Below are 238 nucleotides of genomic sequence, written 5' to 3' on the forward strand. Positions count from 1 at the left end.
AACCAAATGTGCTTGTCAAGATTTTTGATGGCAACACAGTTGTAGGCAGTGTTTATGCGACGGCAACCGGAGCATGGTCACTGGAATTGGCGGCGCCATTAGCGGACGGAACGCATACCTTAACGGTCAGAGCTGAAGATAGTGCGGGCAACGTTTCAGGGCAATCCAATAGCTGGGGTCTGATTGTTGACACTGTTGCACCTAACTCGCCGGTTATCACCAGCGTAGTGGACAACGT

At 51.3% G+C, this 238-nt stretch carries 1 protein-coding gene; it reads left to right on the forward strand.

Annotated elements, in window-relative coordinates; all coding sequences use genetic code 11:
• Window positions 1-238, forward strand: a 238-nt coding sequence (locus MXF20_RS23320) for an Ig-like domain-containing protein (RefSeq protein ID WP_325971650.1), incomplete at both ends; no start/stop codon positions are given.

This window comes from Pantoea dispersa (assembly GCF_035783935.1).
GTDB lineage: Bacteria > Pseudomonadota > Gammaproteobacteria > Enterobacterales > Enterobacteriaceae > Pantoea > Pantoea dispersa_C.